Consider the following 15,580-nt stretch of genomic DNA (forward strand, 5'->3'; position numbering starts at 1 on the left):
CCCGCCGGGGACCGGACCGCCGGGAAACCCCCGGTGGTTACCATCCGCTGTGACCGAAACGACCGAAGGGCCCGCTCCGCGCCCCCGAATACTCGCCGACCTGACGCCGCTGCGGACCTCCCCCGACTACCGGCGGCTCTGGTTCGGCAACACGGTCTCCTGGGTCGGGCAGGGGATGACGGCGCTCGCCGTGTCGCTCCAGGTCTACGACATCACCGGATCCGCCTTCTCGGTCGGGCTCATCGGATTCTGCTCGTTCCTGCCGCTGGTCGTCTTCGGGCTGTACGGCGGTGCCGTCGCCGACACCATCGACCGTCGCAAGCTGGGCCTGGCCAGTTCCGCCGGGTCGTTCGCGCTCTCCGTCGCCCTGGTCGTCACAACCGTCGCGGGCGTGGAGCAGGTGGGGCTGCTGTACGCGATCGTCGGCCTCCAGGCGGCCTGCTTCGCGGTCAACTCACCGGCCCGCAGCTCGATGATCGCCCGGCTGCTGCCGGCCGAACAGCTGCCCGCCGCCAACGCCCTCACCTCCATGACCAGCACCACCGGAACACTGGTCGGGCCGATGCTCGGCGGGCTCGTCGTCGGCTGGTGGGGCTACCGGGCCGCGTACACCGTCGACGCCGTCACCTTCACCGCCTCGCTCTACGCGATGTGGCGGCTGCCCGCCATGCTGCCGGAGCGGGAGGAGGGCGCGGGGGACAAGCGGGCGTCCGTCGCGGACGGGCTGCGCTTCCTGGGGACCAGGCCCAATCTCCGGATGACCTTCTTCACCGATCTGTGCGCCATGGTGCTGGCCCACCCCCGGGCGCTCTTCCCCGTCGTCGCCGTCCTCTGGTACGGCGGTGACGCGAAGACCACCGGACTGCTGGTCGCCGCCCCGGCGTTCGGGGCGCTGCTCGGCGGAGTGTTCTCCGGTTGGCTGGGACGTGTCCGGCGCCACGGGCTCGCCGTGCTGATCGCCGTCGCCTGCTGGGGCACCGCCATCGCGGTCTTCGGCCTGACCAGGCAGCTGTGGCTCGGGCTGGTCTTCCTGGCGCTCGCCGGGTGCGCGGACACCACCTCGATGGTCTTCCGCAACACCATGCTCCAGGCGGCCGTGCCGGACGAGATGCGCGGACGGCTCCAGGGCGTGTTCATCGTCGTCGTGGCGGGCGGGCCGAGGCTCGGCGACTTCGTGGCGGGATCGGTCGCCGACCTGGCCTCGCCCGGCCTGGCGGTGACCGGGGGCGGGATCGCCTGTGTCGTCGCGGTGGCCCTGCTGGGGCTGCGGTGGCGGGGGTTCGCCCGGTACGACGCGAAGGACCCGCAACCGTGACGGCGCCGCCCGCGCGTCGCCGCCCCCGGCCGCGCCTCACTCCCCGGCCGCGCCTCACTCCCCGGCCGCGCCTCACTCCCCGGGCGGCCCCACCACCGAGCGGGCGAAGCCCAGTTCCACCAGGTCCTGGGGGCGCAGCCGCAGCTGGTCGGCCGTGGCGTTCACCTCGTCCGGGGTGCGCTTCAGGATCGCCGCCGCCAGTTCCGGGGCGATGACCGAGAAGTAACTGTCCCGGGTGACATGGGTGTTCCCCGGCGCCGCCAGCGCCAGCGCGCCGCCCGAGCCGCCCTCGCCGATCACCAGGGTGGTGACGGGGACCCGGGCCTCGGCTATCGCCGCGAAGGCGTCGGCGATGGCGGCGCCCGCCCCGGCCCGTTCCGCCGCCGCGTCGTTGGCCGCGCCGGGGGTGTCGATCAGGGTGAGCACGGGGACGCCGATCCGGTCCGCCAGCCGGATCACCCGGGCCGCCGTGCGGTACCCGGCCGGGCGGGTCGCGGTGCCGCACTGGGCCACGTACGCGATCGACCGGCGGTCCCGCTCCCCGAAACCGGCGAGCAGCCCCGGGTCCGTGCCCCCGCAGCGGTCGCCGACGAGCGGCAGCCGGTATGCGAAATAGGCGTCCAGATACGCCTCGGCGCGCGGCCGGGAGGGTGAGCGGGCCTGCCGGACCGCGTCCATGCCGGTCACCGGGAGCCCGGCCGTGGAGAGGGCCTCCGGCACCGGGGCGGGGGGTTCCGGGGCGTCCGGGAGGTGCAGCGCCCGCAGCCAGCGGCCCACCGTCCTCGGGAGCTCGTCCGGCGGGACGACCGGGACGACCGCGTCGACCTGGCCCGCCGCCAGCTGGCCCTCGGCGGTGTACGCGTGCGGGTCCGCGTCCGGCGGCCGTACCCGGGAACCGGCGAACCCGACCTGGGCGCCCGGCAGCGCCAGGATCACATCGGCGCCGGCCCCCAGCGTGGCCCAGCCGCCGCCCGTCGTCGGGTCGCGCAGGACCGCGATCTGGGCCGGGCCCGCCGCCCGCAGCCGCGCCGAGGCGCGGGCCACCCGCTGGAGCTGGGTCAGGGCGACCATGCCCTCCTGCATCCGGCTGCCGCCCGTCGCGATCAGTGAGACCAGCGGCAGCCCCCGGGTCCGGGCAGCCTCGTACGCGGCCACCAGCCGGTCCCCGGTGCGCTGCCCCAGCGAACCGCCCAGGAAGCCGAACTCGAACGAGACCAGGACGCAGAACCGGCCGCCGAGCGACGCGGTGCCGTGGACGACGGACTCCTCCTCGCCGGTACGGGCGGTGGCACGGGCCCGGGACTCCCCGTATCCGGCCCAGGAGAGCGGCCCGTCCCCGGCGTCGTCCGGAGCACCGTTGCCAAACGTGAGTTCCTCGAACTCCGTGGTGAGGGCCGTGATCGCCGCTCTCGCCGTCAGACGCTCAGCCATGGAGCGACCGCTTCATGATCTTGCCGAGGTCGTTGCGGGGCAGCGCGTCCAGGTAGCGGACCGTGCGCGGGCGCTTGTGCGGGGACAGCTGGGCGGCCACATGGTCCGCGAGCTCCTGCTCGCAGGGCGGCGCCGCCGGGTCGGCCGGTACCACCCAGGCGACGATCCGCTCGCCCAGATCCGGGTCCGGTTCACCGGTGACGGCGGCCTCGCGGACGCCGGGGTGGTCCAGCAGCGCGTTCTCGATCTCCCCGGCGCCGATCTTGTAACCGCCGCTCTTGATCAGGTCGGTGGCCTTGCGTCCGACGATCCGCACATAGCCGTCGGCGTCCCGGGTGGCCATGTCCCCGGTGCGGAACCAGCCGTCCTCGGTGAGCGCGGCGGCGGTGGCGTCGGGGCGGTTCAGATAGCCGGTGAAGAGGTTCGGGCCGCGTACCTGGATCTCGCCGATGGTGTCGGGACCGGTGCCGTCCCCGGGCAGGACGGTGCCGTCCTCCTCGACCAGGCGGAGCTCCACGCCGCGCAGGGGCGTGCCGACCGTTCCGGGCCGGGGTTCGCCGTCGGCCCGGACGCCCGTGTTCATCAGGGTCTCCGTCATGCCGTACCGCTCGATGACCCGGCGGCCGGTGGCGGCAGCGATCCGCTCGTGGTCGTGCACCGGCAGCGCGGCCGACCCGGACACCAGCAGCCGGGCGCCGGCCAGCGCCTTCGCCAGCCCGTCCGCCCCGGAGCCGTCGAGGGCCTCGGCCAGCCGGTGGTACATCGTCGGCACGCCGAAGAGCATGGTGCCGCCGGACGAAAGCTCCCGGGCCACCCCGTCGGTGGAGAACCTGCCCAGGTGCCGCACCGAGCCGCCCCGGCGCAGCGGCCCGAGCACGCCCAGGATCAGGCCGTGCACATGGAACAGCGGCAGGGCGTGGACGAGCACGTCGTCGCCGGTCCACCGCCAGGCGTCCTCCAGCGCGTCGAGCGAGGCGGCGATCGCCCGCCGGGGCAGGATCGCGCCCTTGGGCGGGCCGGTGGTCCCGGAGGTGTAGACGATCAGCGCGGGGGATTCGGGGGAGGGCTCGGGGAGCGTGGCGCCCGCGCCCTCCCCGGCCGTGTCGACGTCGACGCGGTCCAGCGCGTCCAGCACCGGCGGGAGCGTGTCGTCCGCCCCGGCCAGCACCACGGCCGGTTCGCTGTCGGCCACGATGTGCGCGAGTTCGCGCGTCCCCGTCTTCGGGTTGAGCGGAACCGCCGGTACCCCGGCACGCAGCGCGGCCACGACGGCGACCACCGTCTCGGGGGTGGGAGTGGCCCAGACCGCGACCCGCCCCGCCCCGGCGAGGCGCCCGGCGAGCGCGGTGGAGGCGGTGGCCAACCGCTCGTAGGTCATGGTGTGTTCGCCGAACCGGGTGGCTTCCCGGGTCGAACCGTCATCCGGCGCAGAGAGAAGAGGAGTCACCCACCGCACCTTATGGGCTGAGGCGGAAGCGCGGACTTAGTCCCGCTTGAGTCCGCGCATGCGGCCGTACGCGTACACGCACCCCGCCAGTGCCAGGTCCGACAGCAGCATGAAGCCGATCGAGTACGAGCCCTTCGCGCTGTAGATCGCGCCCATCACCAGCGGTGGTACGAAGCCGCCCAGGCCGCCCATCGCGCCGACGATCCCGGTCACGCTGCCCACCTTCGCCTGCGGGGTCACCTGCGAGACCAGGGCGAAGACGCTGCCGCTCGCGGTGCCCAGGCCCGCCGCCATGCAGAGCAGCGCGATCGTGCCGCCCGGGGCCAGCGGCGGGTCGAAGGCCTGGACGATCGCCATCAGGGCGGCCAGGCCGAGTGCCGCGGCCGTGACCACGGCCGGGTGGACGCGGTCCGAGAGCCAGCCCCCGATCGGCCGGAAGACGACCGTGACCAGGGCGAATCCGGCGGCCTTCGTACCGGCGTCGGTGGGCGACAGGTCGTACCAGGTCTTCAGATAGGTGGGGAGGTAGACGCCGAACGCGACGATTCCGCCGAACCCGATCGCGTACAGCGCGGACAGCTCCCAGGTGACCCGCAGCCGTCCGGCGTCGGCCAGCCGGTGGGCGAGCGAGTCGGTCGGCACCGGGCGGCCCGGCCGGTCGCTGACCAGCACCGCGGCCAGTGCCGCGTACACCACGAGCGCCGCCGCGACCACCAGGTACGGCAGGTTGTCGCCGTGCCCGGCGATCCTCGGGGTGAAGTACCCGGACAGTGCGACACCGCCCATGCCCATGCCGAAGATCCCGAGCGCGAGGCCCCGTTTGGCGGGCGGGAACCACGAGTTGACCAGGGGGATGCCGATCGCGAACGTGGTGCCGCCCAGGCCCAGCAGAAAGCCCACGGCGAGCATCGCGCTGTAGGAGTCCCGCGCCGGGATCAGCAGCAGCACCGGCACGATGGTGAGCGCCGAGACCAGCGGGAACATCAGCCGTGCGCCGTACTTGTCGGTCAGCGCGCCCGCCGGGATCCGGCCCAGCGAACCCACCAGCACCGGCACCGCCACCAGCAGCGACTGCTCGAACGAGGTCAGCCCCAGCCGTTCCTTGTAGTCCCCGGACAGCGGCGCGATCAGATTCCAGGCCCAGAAGGTGAGCCCGAAACCGATCGTGGCCATCAGAAGGTTGCAGTAGGCGGCCGGGGACGGCGCGTCGACCGGGGCGGGGGACTGCTTGACGGCTGTATCCACCCCCTCAGTCAAGGGCGGGCGGAGGCCGCGGGCCTGCCGGAATGCGCCATGCGGGTCACCCGCCGACAGGGGACCGGGTACGGGGGCGGGGTAGGGCCTGACGCGACTTGCACAGTCACGAACCGGACAAAGCTGCGACAATCGCAGTATGGACCGGCTGGACAGAGAAATCCTCGGCATCCTCCAGGAGGACGCCCGGATCTCGTACCGCGATCTGGGCGTACGGGTGGGGCTCAGTGCCAACGCGGCGGCCGACCGGGTGCGCAGACTGCGCCGCGACGGTGTCATCCGCGGCTTCACCGTGATCATCGATCCGGCCGCCGACACCCGTACCGGCCTCGTCGTCTTCATCGATGTGACGCTGCGCATCGACACGACCAACGAGGTGTTCGAGCGGGCGGTGCTCGCCCTGCCCGGCATCACCGAGGTGGTCCATGTGACCGGTGGCCACGACTATCTCGTACGGGCCACCGTCGCCGACACCGCCGCCCTGGACGGGCTGCTGCGCCGGCTGAAGCGGGAGGCCGGGGTCGCCCACTCCAACACCCGGGTCGCGCTCAGAGCGGCGCCTGCCAGCTGACGGTCGGCGAGCGCGAGCCGTCCTCCTCGCGCCCGTCGTCGGCGACCGTCAGCCGGACCGCGGCCCGCCCGTCCGGCAGCCGGGCCGTCGCGTCCACCGACACCTCGATCGCCGACACCCCGGCCCGCCGGTGCGCGGTCGCGAGCGCGCCGCGCAGCGCGGCGAGCAACCGCCGGTCCACGGGCTCCCGGATCAGCGCGTCGACCGCCCCGGTGAAGTGCACCGACGGCTGGAAACCGAGTACGGCGGCGGCGCCCGCGGTCTCCCGCAGCACCCGGCCGCGGAAGGTCGCGGGAGCCTCGGCGGGCGGCTGCTGGAGGGCGAAGATCGCCGTCCGCACCTCCTGAATGGTGGAGTCCAGCTCGTCCACCGCCCTGCCGAGCAGCTCGTCGGTGTCCGGGGCGGCGGCCCTGCGGCGGGTCGACTCCAGCATCATCTCGGTCGCGAACAGCCGCTGGACCACGAGATCGTGCAGATCGCGGGCGATCCGGTCCCGGTCCTCGTACACCGCGAGCTGTTCCCGGTCGTGCCGGGCGTCCGCCAGGACCAGTGCCAGCGCGGCCTGCGAGGCGAACTGGGTGGCCAGCAGCCGGTCCACGGCCGTGTACGGGCGGTCGCCGCGCCGCCGGGGCAGGGCCAGGGTGCCGATCAGCCGGCCGCCGCTCTGCAGCGGCAGCATCATGCTGGGGCCGAAGCGCGAGCGCACATGCGTCGTCATCCGCGGATCGGTCGCCGAGTCATCGATGAACACCGGTTCCCCGCCCAGCAGTTGGACCAGCACCTCGGAGCCGGGCGCGATGGCCGTGCCGACGATCCCGGCCGGGTCGTCGAGCGTGGACGCGGTGACGATCTCCATCCCGCCCTCCTCGTTCGGCTGGAGGATGACCCCCGCGCAGGCGTCGGCGAGCGCCCTGGCCCGTTCGGCGACGGTCAGCAGCGCGTCGGCCGCGCTCCCGCCGGTCAGCAGCGCGGTGGTGACGGCGGCCGCCCCCTCGATCCAGCGCTCCCGCTGCCGGGCCGCCGCGTACAGCCGGGCGTTGGCGATCGCGACACCGGCCTGCGAGGCCAGCGCGCCGAGCACCGCCGTGTCCGGGTCGGTGAACCCGCCGGGGTGCTTCTCCGTGAGGCAGAGGTTGCCGAAGACCTGGCCGTGCACCCGGATCGGCGCCGCGAGGGAGGGTCGCGCCGGCGGATCGCCGAGCGGCAGCCCGCCCGTCCCTCCGGGCCCCGAGGTGTACAGCTCGCCGATGGTGCCGCGCTCCGGGTCGAGCACGCCGAGCGTGCCGCGGCGGGCCCCGGTCAGGGCCGTCGCGGTGTCCACGATCTGCTGGAGCATGGTCCGCAGTCCGAGATCGGAACCGATGCTCAGCACCGCTTCCAGAAGCATCGACAGCGCCGGCTTCTCCGGGGCGGGGGCCGCCGGAGCCGCCCCGCACGGTCCCGCGCCCGCCGCCTCCTCGGTCATGCGCCGCACGCCCGCGGTGCTCAGCAGCCCAGCGGGTCGAGGACCATCGGCTCGATCTTCCCGTCCAGCATGGCGCCGAGCCCCAGCACCGCGCAGACGTCCGGCCGCTCCGCGATGTGCACCGGCACGCCCGTGGCGTCCCGCAGCATCTGGTCGAGTCCGGGCAGCAGCGCGCTGCCGCCGACCATCATGATCCCGCAGTCCGCGAGGTCGGCCACCAGATCGGGCGGGCAGTCGCGCAGGATCTTGCCGAGCCCGTCCAGCACCGCGGTGAGCGGGGCGTGGATGGCCTCCCGCACGGCGGCGGTGTCCACCCGCACCGAGCGGGCCAGACCGGTCGCCACGTCACGGCCGTGGATCTCGGTCGTGGCGGGCCCCTTCGCGGTGAGGCCGCTGCCGCTGAGCGCCAGCTGCAACGGGCGCACGGACTGGCTCGGCAGCATCAGCGCGTGGTGCTGGCGCAGATGCTGGATCACCGCGTGGTCGATGGCGTCGCCGCCCACCGGGATGCGTACGGCGCTGACGATCGAACCGAGCGAGAGCACCGCGATCTGGGTGGTCGCCGCCCCGCACACCATGATCATGGTGGCGGTCGGCTGCTCGACCGGCAGTCCGCAGCCCACGGCCGCCGCGATCAGGGTGTCGACCAGCTCGACCCGCCGGGCACCGAGCCCGACCATCGTCTCCACGGCGGCCCGCTGGGCGAGCGGATCGCTGTCGTGCGGGGTGCAGGCGGCGGCCCGCAGCCGCGGCTTGCGGCGCAGCTGCCGGCGGAGCTTCTCGCCGAGCAGATGGCGGAGCATGCGCTGGGCCATCTCGATGTCGACGACGGTCCCGCCGGTGACCGGGCGGGCCACCCGGATGTAGTCGGGAGTGCGGCCCGTCATCTGTTCGGCGAGCGCGCCGACGGCGATGAGCGACCCGGTACGGGTGTTCACCGCGGCGACGCTCGGCTCGTCGACGACGAGCCCGAGGCCCTTGACGTACACCCGGGTCCGGGCGGCCCCGAGGTCGACGGCGACATGGCAGCGGCGCAACTGCTCAAGACTGACGGTCACGGCAGGTCTCCCGAGAGCGCGGACGATGGCACCGGCGGCAGCCGGTTCTGTCCCGCAAGCCTGCGCCGTTCGGAGTCCTGGCGCGCGCTGGGATGAGCCGTCGGGGGGACCTGGACGGCGGGCCGGCGGAAGGGTGCGGTACGCGGGAATCAGCCCGGCGGAAGCCGCTGGAGGAGCCCCCGGGTGAACCCGGCGACGTACGGCTCGCCGGTGCCCGGCGCGGTGATCGCGAGCGCCCACCGGGCCGTCGCGCCGCCCTCCGCCGGGCGGGCCGGCGCGACGGCCCGCGCGACCTCGTCGACCGTGCCCGGCCAGGGGTACGGATCCGGGACCGCACGCGGATCGCGCAGACCCGGCGCGGTCACGGCTTCGGCGGTTCCGCGCCGGGGCCCCGGCCGCCGGACGGCGCCGGCTCGCCGAGCATCCGGCGCAGCAGGTCCCGCAGCATCGCCCGGTCCCCGTCCGACAGCTCGGCCAGCGGCTCCCGGGCGAAGGTGAGCGAATCGCGCAGCTGCTGCGCGGTCCGGGCGCCCAGCTCCGTGGGGGCGGCCAGCTTCACCCGCCGGTCGGCCGGGTCCGGCCTGCGCTCCACCAGGCCGCGGGTCTCCAGCCGGTCGACGATGCCGGTGACGTTGGACGGCTCGCACTTCAGCTTCTGGGCGATCCTGCGCATGGGCATCGGCTCCAGCGAGAGCAGCCCGAGCACCCGTGCCTGCGCACCGGTGAGCGAGTGGGCCGCCGCCGCCTCGTCGTACTCCTCGTAGTAGCGCGCCACGACGGTGCCGATGAGCTCGACGACTTCGAGGGTCAGCGGGTCTGTGCGGGTGGTGGCCATGACACCCAGGATAGCCGGTTGCTTGACAACATGAAATATTCAGGAGCATGGTTGTTTCACCACATGAAGTATTTCGCTTCCCCGGTGCGGCACCGACCGCCCCGGCCGGAGCCTCCCCCCCCCACCGCGTAGGACTTCGAGGAGAACCCGAGCCCATGTCAGCAGCACTTCCCACGTCCGGCCGTGAATGGCACCTCGTCGCCCGCCCCCACGGCTGGCCGAAGGCCGAGGACTTCGCGCTGCGTGAGGTCCCGGTCGCCGCTCCCGGCGAGGGCCGGGTACTCGTCCGCAACCTGCACTTCTCGGTCGACCCCTACATGCGGGGCCGGATGAACGACGTGAAGTCGTACACCCCGCCCTTCAAGCTCGACCACCCCATGGACGGCGGAGCGGTCGGCGAGGTCATCGCCTCCAACGCCGACGGCTTCGCGGTCGGCGACCACGTCCTGCACGGTCTCGGCTGGCGCGAGTACGCCGACGTCCCGGCCAAGCACGCCGTGAAGGTCGACCCCTCGCTCGCCCCGCTCTCCGCCTACCTCGGCGTGCTCGGCATGACCGGGCTCACCGCCTACGCGGGCCTCTTCGACGTCGCCTCCTTCAAGCCGGGCGACGCCGTCTTCGTCTCCGGCGCGGCCGGCGCGGTCGGCAGCCAGGTCGGCCAGATGGCCAGGATCAAGGGCGCCTCGCGGGTCATCGGCTCGGCCGGCTCCGACGAGAAGGTCAAGCTCCTCGTCGAGGAGTACGGCTTCGACGCCGCCTTCAACTACAAGAACGGCCCGGTCGCCGACCAGCTGCGCGAGGCCGCCCCCGACGGCATCGACGTCTACTTCGACAACGTCGGCGGCGAGCACCTCGAAGCGGCGATCTCCTCGCTCAACCTGCACGGCCGCGTCACCGTCTGCGGAATGATCGCCCAGTACAACGCGACCGAGCCGACCCCCGGCCCGCGCAACCTCGCGCTCGTCATCGGCAAGCGGCTGCGCATCCAGGGCATGCTCGTCGGCGACCACGCCGACCTCCAGCCGCAGTTCGTCCAGGAGGTCGCCGGCTGGCTGGCCTCGGGCGAGCTGAAGTACGGCGAGACCTTCGTCGAGGGCATCGAGAACGGCTTCGACGCCTTCCTCGGTCTGCTGCGCGGCGAGAACACCGGAAAGATGATCGTCTCCCTCGCCTGACAGCCGCTCCGGCGGACCCGTTAGGCTCACCCACAGGCCGCCGCGATCGTGGGCGCGAGTCGCGGCGCACAGCAGGAGGAATCCTCAGCATGACCATTCAGGACATCACCGTTGCCTACACCGCCGTCGCCACCGCCGAGAACGGCCGTGACGGCCGCGTCTCGTCCGACGACGGCAACCTCGACGTCGTCGTGAACCCGCCGAAGGCCATGGGCGGAAGCGGCGCGGGCACCAACCCCGAGCAGCTCTTCGCGGCCGGCTACAGCGCCTGCTTCCAGGGCGCGCTCGGCGTCGTGGCCCGCCAGGAGAAGGCCGACATCACCGGCTCCACGGTGACCGCCGAGGTCTCCATCGGCAAGACGGCCGAGGGCGGCTTCGGCCTGGAGGTGGCGATCAGCGCCACCATCCCGAACGTCGACACCGCCACCGCGCAGGCGCTCGTCGAGAAGGCCCACCAGGTGTGCCCGTACTCGAACGCCACCCGGGGCAACATCAAGGTCGAGCTGTCGGTCGCCTGACCGGCCGCCCGCGACAGGCGAAGGGCCGCACTCCCGTACGGGGTGCGGCCCTTCGCCGTCACCCCTCGCGGCAACGCCCGCCGACCATTGGGGACAAACCGTCCGGCGGGCCGCGCCCCGCCCCAACTCCCAGGTCAACGGCCCCCTTCGCCCCCAGTACGCTGACGCCATGCGTGATCTGGGTGCGGGCTTCGGCTACTTGATAAAGGGACAGCGCTGGGCCGTCCGGCACGGGCGCTGGTTCGGTTTCGGGCTGCTGCCCGGACTCATCACACTCGTGCTGTACGCGGGTGCCCTGGTCGGCCTCGGCTACGGCGCGGACGACCTCGTGGACTGGGCGACCCCGTTCGCCGACGACTGGTCCTCACCCTGGCTCGGGCTGCTGCGCAACACCCTGACCGTACTGGTCTTCGGTCTCGGCCTCTTCCTCGCCGTGATCACCTTCACCGCAGTGACCCTGCTGGTCGGCCAGCCCTTCTACGAGTCGCTCTCCGAGCAGGTCGACCGCACCGAGGGCGGCGACGTCCCCGAGTCCGGACTGCCGCTCTGGCGGGAGCTGTGGATCTCCGCCCGCGACAGCGTCCGCGTCCTGGTGCGGGTGGGGCTCTACTCGGTGCTGCTCTTCGCCCTCGGATTCGTTCCGGTGCTCGGCCAGACCGTCGTACCCGTGCTCGGCTTCTGCGTCACCGGCTACTTCCTCGCCGAGGAGCTCACCGCCGTCGCGCTCCAGCGCCGTGGCATGGTGCTGCGCGACCGGCTCGCGCTGCTGCGCGGCCGGCGGCTGCTGACCCTCGGCTTCGGCGTACCGCTGGGGCTCGCCTTCCTGGTCCCGTTCGTCGCGGTGTTCCTGATGCCGGGTGCCGTCGCCGGAGCGACCCTGCTGGCGCGCGACCTGGTCGCGCCCGCCGAGGACGAGGACGAGGACGAGACCCCGGCCCCGTACACCCTCGACAAGGACTGAGAGGCTGCGTCCACCCGTGACCGAGCTCATCGCTGTCGCCGTCATCACCGTTCTCGCCGTCATCAGCCCGGGCGCGGACTTCGCGATGGTCATCCGCAACAGCTACCTCTACGGACGCGCGACGGGGCTCATGGCCGCCGCCGGGGTCGCCGCCGGCGTCCTCGTCCACGTCACGTACACGATGCTCGGCGTCGGGCTGCTGATCGCCTCGTCGACCGCCCTGTTCACCGCGATCAAGCTGGTCGGCGCGGGCTATCTCGTCTACATCGGCCTGCGGACCTTCTTCGCCCGCGGTGACCTCGACGTCGACCTGGAGACCAAGCCGCGGCTGACGCGGCTCGGGGCCCTGCGCACCGGCTTCCTCACCAACGCGCTGAACCCCAAGACCACGCTCTTCGTCGTGTCGACCTTCACCCAGGTCGTCGGGCCCGACACCGCCCTGTGGCAGCAGGCCGGTTACGGGCTGTTCATGTCCGCCGCCCACTTCGGCTGGTTCGCCCTGGTCGCGCTGTTCTTCTCGAACCCGCGGCTGCGCACCTCGATGCTGAAGTGGCAGAAGACCCTCAACCGGGGCATCGGATCCGTGCTCGTCGGACTGGGCGTCACCCTGGGCCTGGCCCGCTGAGCGACGCCCGCCGGTCCCGGCTCAGCTGCTGTGCACCTCAAGCGCCGACCTGACCGCCGACTCCAGCGCCCCCTCGATCCAGGCCGGCTTGACCGAGGTGTGGTCGCCGGCGAAGTACAGCGGCCCCTCGACCGACCGCACGTCGGCGAGGAGTTCGGTGTGCTGGCCCGGCAGCAGCACCGAGGCCTCGCCGTACGCGTACTGGTCGCGCATCCAGGACTGGGTGGCCCCGGCCCCCGTGTAGAACACCTCGACGCGCTGCCCGTACACGTCCTGCACCCCGCCGAGCGTGTGCGGGTAGCGCTCGTCGTCGTCCAGCGAGTCCCACTTCAGGGCGTCGTCGGCCCAGCTGTACGAGGCGAGCAGGACGCCGCCCTCGCTGCCCTCGACCGGGTGGGAGGGCTGGTAGATGAAGCGGTTGGCGTTGTCGGTGACCGATCCGCCACCGATGACGTGCGCCGCCTCGGGCTGGTTGCGGGCGGTGGCCCGGGAAGCCGCGTAGTGCACCCGCTGGTTGGGGGTGATGTGGCCGGGCGGTACGGAGGGGTGCGCGCCGAGCAGCGAACCGTCGGCCGGTGCCTTGCCCAGCCGGTAGGCGTCGTACAGACCCGGCTTGACCTTCTCCAGCTCGGTCTTCCAGTCCTTCTCCTCGAACTCCCACCAGCGGCGGCTGAATTCGAGCAGCACCTTGGTCGCCGCGTCGTAGTGGATCTCGGTGATCGCGCGGCGCTTGCCGTACGAGAGCGCGGGCGTGACGGGGACGTGGCGCAGCCCGGAGAACGGCACGGTGATGATCGCCCGGTCGCCGGTGAACTTCTGCCGCACCAGCGGCTTTCCGTCGCGGCCCTCGGAGACCGTCTCGACCTCGACGCCGTCGGGTCCGTAACTGATCCTGGTGGCCCGCCGGTCCAGCCGGACCAGGTCCTTGACCCGCTTGTACATCGCGTCGGCCAGGGTGCCCGTGCCGTCCGGCAGCTCGTAGAACGCGGTGTCCGGGCTGATCAGGGAGGCCCCGATGAAGCTGTGCACGAAGGCGAGATGGAGGCGGGAGGTGAGGTTCTCGACCGTGCCGACGAGGTCGATGGTGCGCTCGTCGAGCTTGGCCGCCTCGGTCAGGAAGCGGAACATCGACCAGTGCCCGTACTTCTGGATCACCCGGGCCCAGCCCTCGACGAGTTCCCGGCCCTGCTTGCCCTCGAACTCCTTGCGTACGGGGGCGAACGCCTCGCGCACGATCGTCGCGGCGGTCTTGTTCTCGAACTCGGCGGGGACCCCGAACGAGCGGTTGACCGCCTGGGGCTTCGCCGCGTAGTCGGCCTTGCGCATCCGGATGCCGTTGACGTGGATCCAGGTGTGGTTGACGGGACGGCCCTCGGAGTCGACGTCCACCAGGTAGAAGGGGCGGCGCTTCAGACCGAAGCTGTCCATCAGGCCGGTGACCAGCGGATGGCTGTCGGGGATCCGCATCGCGCCGGCCTCGGCGTACTGCTTCGGGTCCGCGAACGGCGCCTTCGCGTTCTCGTGGCCGCCCTTGCGGAAGGTCTTGATCCGGCCGCCGACGCGGTTGCCGTTGGCCTCGATGACGGTGACGGTGTGCCCTGCGCTGCGGAGCAGGTGGGCGGCGGTGAGCCCGGCCGGTCCGGCGCCGACGATCAGCACCTTCTTGGGGCCCTTGCTGCTGCGGGGCAGGCCCTTGGACAGCAGGATGTCGCGGTAGCGGGGGACCAGCGGCCGGTCCTGTTCGTCGACCACGAGGATGGCGCGGGCGACGGCCAGGCAGGCGTCCCAGTCGGAGCCGGTGGCCGCGGGGGCGAGCGCGGTACCGGAGGCGGTGGCGGATCCGGTGGCGGCGGGCGCCGAGGCGCGCGCGGTGCCGGCGGCGGTGACGGCCAGGGCCGCGGCACCGGCGGTGGCACCGGTGATCAGGGTGCGGCGGGAGGGCAGGCCGGGGGTGGATCCGGTGGGGTTGGAAGTCATGCGGCAACCCTGGGGCGCCCCGGGGGGTGCCCTGTGCCCGGACGCGCGTAGACCGGTCCGAAATCACCCGCAGGAGGCGCGGATCGATCATGTTCCACCCCGGTCGGACACAGCGCATGTCATGATTGCCGGTTCTCCAAGGCCCTTGATCCCGCTCATGGTTGAGGGTCCGCGGGCCTCGGCCCCGTCCATCGTCACGGGTTTCGCGGAGCCTCGGTCCGGTCAGCTGTCACGGGGTCTCCGGAGCCCGGTCCGGTCCGCCGTCACGAGGTCTCCGGGGCCTCCGGTCCGGTCGGCCGCAGCAGTGCCAGGAAGTCCTCGAACGCCGCGGGCATGTCCACCGAGTCCGGGTCCAGCAGCCACTGGTACTGGAGCCCGTCCATCACCGCCACCAGCAGCGGCGCCGCACGCTCCGGGGTCAGTCCGCCCGGCAGCCGTTCGCCGTACTCCGCGCGCAGTATCGCCGCCATGCTCGCCCGGACCTGGGTGTAGCGGCGGGTGAAGAACTCCCGTGCCGGATGCCCCTCCGTCACGCTCTCGCCGAGCAGTGCCGAGAACGTCTGGACGATGCCGGGCCGCATCGCGTTGTACTCCACCAGCGAGGCCAGCAGTTCGATCCGCCAGACCCCGTCGCTGCGGGTGCCGCCCCCGGTGTCCCACTGGTCGCGCTCCTCCAGCACGGCGACGAGCAGCGCCTCCTTGGTCGGGAAGTAGTGCAGCAGCCCCTGCTGGCTGAGGCCGACCCGCTCGGCGACGGCGCTCAGCGAGGCGCCGCGGTAGCCGCGCTCGGCGATCACTTCGAGCGCGGCCCGGACGATCTCCGCCCGGCGCTCCGTACTTCTGGCCCGCACCATCGCCCCGGCCCCTTTCGGCGCTCCATCGGTCCCGCACAGGGACCGTACGCCATCCTTGAGGTCACGGAATGATAACGAAACCTACTGGTCTACC

The 15,580-nt window shown here is 72.8% G+C and carries 15 protein-coding genes; 6 read left to right on the plus strand and 9 right to left on the minus strand.

Going from position 1 to position 15,580, the window contains the following annotated elements:
• Positions 1-49 precede the first annotated feature (49 nt).
• Positions 50-1,315: an MFS transporter gene (locus tag ACGF8B_RS28515; RefSeq protein WP_392744099.1), complete on the plus strand. Its 1,266-nt coding sequence runs from the start codon at positions 50-52 to the stop codon at positions 1,313-1,315.
• Between the two features lie 72 nt (positions 1,316-1,387).
• On the opposite strand, the gene ACGF8B_RS28520 is transcribed toward ACGF8B_RS28515, so the two are convergent.
• The 3 genes from ACGF8B_RS28520 to ACGF8B_RS28530 are packed head-to-tail and all read right to left on the minus strand — an operon-like array spanning position 1,388 to position 5,438.
• The gene (locus tag ACGF8B_RS28520; RefSeq protein WP_392744102.1) at positions 1,388-2,746 is read right to left on the minus strand and encodes a carboxyl transferase domain-containing protein; all 1,359 of its coding nucleotides are present in this window, start codon (positions 2,744-2,746) and stop codon (positions 1,388-1,390) included.
• Entirely contained in the window at positions 2,739-4,193 is a 1,455-nt protein-coding gene (locus tag ACGF8B_RS28525; RefSeq protein ID WP_392744105.1) for an acyl-CoA synthetase, read from the minus strand. The genes ACGF8B_RS28520 and ACGF8B_RS28525 overlap by 8 nt, the downstream gene beginning before the upstream one ends.
• Positions 4,194-4,229: 36 nt before the next feature.
• Entirely contained in the window at positions 4,230-5,438 is a 1,209-nt protein-coding gene (locus ACGF8B_RS28530) for a nitrate/nitrite transporter (RefSeq protein WP_392744109.1), read from the minus strand.
• Between the two features lie 148 nt (positions 5,439-5,586).
• Here ACGF8B_RS28530 and ACGF8B_RS28535 point away from each other — a divergent pair, with 148 nt between their 5' ends.
• Positions 5,587-6,018, plus strand: coding sequence for an Lrp/AsnC family transcriptional regulator (locus ACGF8B_RS28535; RefSeq protein ID WP_342281631.1), 432 nt, complete (start codon positions 5,587-5,589; stop codon positions 6,016-6,018).
• Here the strand turns inward: ACGF8B_RS28535 and ACGF8B_RS28540 are convergent.
• The 4 genes from ACGF8B_RS28540 to ACGF8B_RS28555 form a co-directional block, all read right to left on the minus strand.
• On the minus strand, positions 5,996-7,483 hold the full coding sequence (locus tag ACGF8B_RS28540; RefSeq protein WP_392744632.1) for a GAF domain-containing sensor histidine kinase: 1,488 nt from the start codon (positions 7,481-7,483) through the stop codon (positions 5,996-5,998). The genes ACGF8B_RS28535 and ACGF8B_RS28540 overlap by 23 nt on opposite strands.
• A 20-nt stretch (positions 7,484-7,503) precedes the next feature.
• Positions 7,504-8,541, minus strand: a complete 1,038-nt coding sequence (locus ACGF8B_RS28545; RefSeq protein ID WP_392744113.1) for a rod shape-determining protein — start codon at positions 8,539-8,541, stop codon at positions 7,504-7,506.
• Between the two features lie 149 nt (positions 8,542-8,690).
• Positions 8,691-8,906, minus strand: a complete 216-nt coding sequence (locus tag ACGF8B_RS28550; RefSeq protein WP_392744116.1) for a hypothetical protein — start codon at positions 8,904-8,906, stop codon at positions 8,691-8,693.
• On the minus strand, positions 8,903-9,376 hold the full coding sequence (locus tag ACGF8B_RS28555; protein ID WP_392744119.1) for a MarR family winged helix-turn-helix transcriptional regulator: 474 nt from the start codon (positions 9,374-9,376) through the stop codon (positions 8,903-8,905). Before ACGF8B_RS28555 ends, ACGF8B_RS28550 begins: the two co-directional genes overlap by 4 nt.
• Positions 9,377-9,531: 155 nt before the next feature.
• Here ACGF8B_RS28555 and ACGF8B_RS28560 point away from each other — a divergent pair, with 155 nt between their 5' ends.
• From ACGF8B_RS28560 to ACGF8B_RS28575, 4 genes are all read left to right on the plus strand, one after another.
• The gene (locus tag ACGF8B_RS28560; protein ID WP_392744121.1) at positions 9,532-10,551 is read left to right on the plus strand and encodes an NADP-dependent oxidoreductase; all 1,020 of its coding nucleotides are present in this window, start codon (positions 9,532-9,534) and stop codon (positions 10,549-10,551) included.
• Positions 10,552-10,640: 89 nt separating this feature from the next.
• Positions 10,641-11,069 carry an organic hydroperoxide resistance protein gene (locus ACGF8B_RS28565; protein ID WP_342281635.1) on the plus strand — a complete coding sequence of 143 codons (429 nt, stop codon included), beginning with the start codon at positions 10,641-10,643 and terminating at the stop codon, positions 11,067-11,069.
• 169 nt (positions 11,070-11,238) lie between these two features.
• Positions 11,239-12,030, plus strand: coding sequence for an EI24 domain-containing protein (locus ACGF8B_RS28570; protein WP_392744125.1), 792 nt, complete (start codon positions 11,239-11,241; stop codon positions 12,028-12,030).
• Positions 12,031-12,046: 16 nt separating this feature from the next.
• Positions 12,047-12,655 (plus strand): LysE family translocator, encoded by a 609-nt coding sequence (locus ACGF8B_RS28575; RefSeq protein ID WP_392744128.1) that lies wholly within the window; start codon positions 12,047-12,049, stop codon positions 12,653-12,655.
• Positions 12,656-12,676: 21 nt separating this feature from the next.
• Here ACGF8B_RS28575 and ACGF8B_RS28580 read toward each other — a convergent pair whose 3' ends face one another.
• Both ACGF8B_RS28580 and ACGF8B_RS28585 read right to left on the minus strand, forming a co-directional pair.
• On the minus strand, positions 12,677-14,632 hold the full coding sequence (locus tag ACGF8B_RS28580; RefSeq protein ID WP_392744131.1) for an FAD-dependent oxidoreductase: 1,956 nt from the start codon (positions 14,630-14,632) through the stop codon (positions 12,677-12,679).
• Positions 14,633-14,895: 263 nt separating this feature from the next.
• On the minus strand, positions 14,896-15,486 hold the full coding sequence (locus tag ACGF8B_RS28585; protein ID WP_392744134.1) for a TetR/AcrR family transcriptional regulator: 591 nt from the start codon (positions 15,484-15,486) through the stop codon (positions 14,896-14,898).
• Positions 15,487-15,580: the final 94 nt, after the last annotated feature.

The organism is Streptomyces sp. NPDC047917 (genome assembly GCF_043204345.1).
Classification (GTDB): domain Bacteria; phylum Actinomycetota; class Actinomycetes; order Streptomycetales; family Streptomycetaceae; genus Streptomyces; species Streptomyces sanglieri.